The 2,274-nt window shown below is 51.8% G+C and carries 2 protein-coding genes; both read right to left on the bottom strand.

The window, feature by feature from the left end; all coding sequences use genetic code 11:
• Nucleotides 1-1,037: 1,037 nt before the first annotated feature.
• Nucleotides 1,038-1,781, bottom strand: a complete 744-nt coding sequence (locus tag ACO0K9_RS27910; RefSeq protein ID WP_422990653.1) for a substrate-binding periplasmic protein — start codon at nucleotides 1,779-1,781, stop codon at nucleotides 1,038-1,040.
• Between the two features lie 98 nt (nucleotides 1,782-1,879).
• Nucleotides 1,880-2,274 (bottom strand): M20/M25/M40 family metallo-hydrolase (locus ACO0K9_RS27905; RefSeq protein ID WP_422990651.1); only part of this gene is annotated, 395 nt, incomplete at its 5' end.

Genomic DNA, 2,274 nt, shown 5'->3' with positions numbered 1-2,274 from the left:
CTTAATTTAAATTGAGGCGACAACTACCTTGACACACACCGCTTCGCCAAAGAACGTATTCAAAGAAAGGCGACCGCAGACTCGCTCCCTGCGGGAGTGCCCATTTATGTAGTGCAAAAAATGGGAAATGCCCGCAACTCGCTGCGCTCAAACATCGGTCATTTCTGATCCATTTTCTGCACTACACAAATGGCTTCGTCCCAAGCGGATTAGAGTCAACAGCAACATCAACAACCCCAACAGCAAAGTCAAAAACAACTGCAGCCCCTACACCATTATTGATCGATGGCACTCAAATAAATATGACTGGTGGTTGTGTTGACGTTGGTTTTGACTTTGCTGTTGCAGTTGTTTTTGACGTGGACTTTGACTCTAATCCGCTTGGGACGATGTAATTTGTGCGTCACAGAAAATGGAAAGAGAAGAGCCGATGTCTGAGCGAAGCGAGTTGCGGATATTCCCATTTTTGTGACGCACAAATTATGCTGAAGCGCAGCGTAAGCACCCGAAGGGCGAGTCTGCGGTCGCCTTTCTTTGATTCCGTTCTTTGGCGAAGCAAAGAAAGGAATTCGGCCGCCGGGCCGAGACCCGGCTTGTGTCCACGAAGGGCATTCGTTTAAATCAAAGTACGGCATGCAACGAACGCCGCTGCAGCGACGTAAACATGATTGCCGCACATCGACCGAAACCCATCCCCACCCTAACCGCTCCACTGCGCAGCTTGCAAGCTGCTTAGATTCTGTCGGCGCAAAGCAGGCTTTGCGAAACCCCGACATCATCCCCTTGAAGGGGAGGGGATTTCAATTGGGACGATATGCAACAACACCTCTGGAGCGCCAGCCCGGTGTGGCTCCAGCCCGGTGTGGCTCCAGCCCGGTGTGGCTCCAGCCCGGTGTGGCTCCAGCTCGATGTGGAGTCAACCCGGTAGCCCCCAGCTTGTGCTGGAGCGACGTCAAGGTAGTTTGCCGATTGAAGAGGATACTCTCGCATCAAACATTCATGGCACGCAATGTGCGCCATGAATGTTCAAGAGACGCTTATTTAAAACTGATCCCCTTATTCAATTTCGCCATCACATCATCCGGCACATTCTTGCTGCAAATAAGATACCTTTCCCCTCCATCCGGCATGTCACTCGCCTTGAACAGGCTGAACTTGTCCTTGGCCATATTGGATTGCTCAATCAGGTAATTGGCTTCTTCAGGTGCGGCGAACATCAGGTCGGCGGATTTGGCGGCGATCAGTTGCAGCATTTGGGTGTTGGTGCCGTTGGAGACCACGGTCTGGGGTTTCAGCTTGGCCAGTGCGGCATCGATGTGATGGCCATATGAAAATTTTTCCTTGACCAGCACCTTGATGCCGGGCGTGGTCAATATTTCTTCCAGCTTGGCATTGTCCTTGATCTTGGAGCCGCTGCTGACGATCATAACAGTGGGTTTGTCGCGGTACAGGGCCTTGCTGAACTTGGCAAAGCCTTCGCGTTCTTCGGTTTTATACCAGCCTATGGCACAGGTTTTTTGCGTGTTTTCCTGCACCATGGCCAGTTGGCGGTTGGGGGCAGCCTTGGCCCAGGTGAAGGCAACTCCTGCGCTTTTGAAGGCACTGGCTGCCGGGCTTGCTGTTAAGCCAGATGCAGAACCGTCAGGCTCTTCGACGATATACGGTGGGCGCACATTGTAGTTGAGGACAATCTTGTTGTCAGCCTGAGCCTGAGCCTGGCTACTGGCAGTGGCGGCCAGCATGGCCATTGTGCAGAACTGTAAAAGAGTTTTCTTATTCATAGCGATCTTTCAAAAAATACTCACGATAAAAACAGCTTTGAATGCGTCTTCATGTTAGAGGATGAAACAGAAAAATTCCATGTTTGATTTTGCTATTTTTATTGCAGCCGGTCTTGCAGCAAATCTTGCAAACTGCGCGCCACCACCTTGGTCGCCTTCCTCAAATCCTCCAGGTTCAATCTTTCATCAGCCCGCTTGGCATGGGATTCCAGCACCGTGCGTGGCCCCGCGCCATAGATCACACCGGGAATACCCACTTCTGAAAACAGCCGTACATCGGTATACAAAGGTGTGCCCAATGCCGGTATCGCTTCCCCAAATACGGTTTCACCATGCTTTTGTATAGCTTCCACCAGCGGTGTATTACCAGGCAGGGGGCGCATGGAATTGGCCAGCAGCAGGCGTTTGATATCGACGCTGATGCCGGGCAGGCTGGCGGCAGTGTCATTGATGATTTTGCGCAGGGTGGCTTCGACTTCTGTCGGGTTTTCTT

Source organism: Undibacterium sp. Ji50W (assembly GCF_049340445.1).
Taxonomy (GTDB): domain Bacteria; phylum Pseudomonadota; class Gammaproteobacteria; order Burkholderiales; family Burkholderiaceae_D; genus Undibacterium.
Note: the sequence above shows the minus strand (reverse complement) of the source record. Positions and strands in the feature narration are given on the sequence as shown.

Bases quoted from the DNA above. Each gene is read 5' to 3' on its own strand.
- ACO0K9_RS27910 (WP_422990653.1), bottom strand. From the start codon at position 1,781: ATGAATAAGAAAACTCTTTTACAGTTCTGCACAATGGCCATGCTGGCC.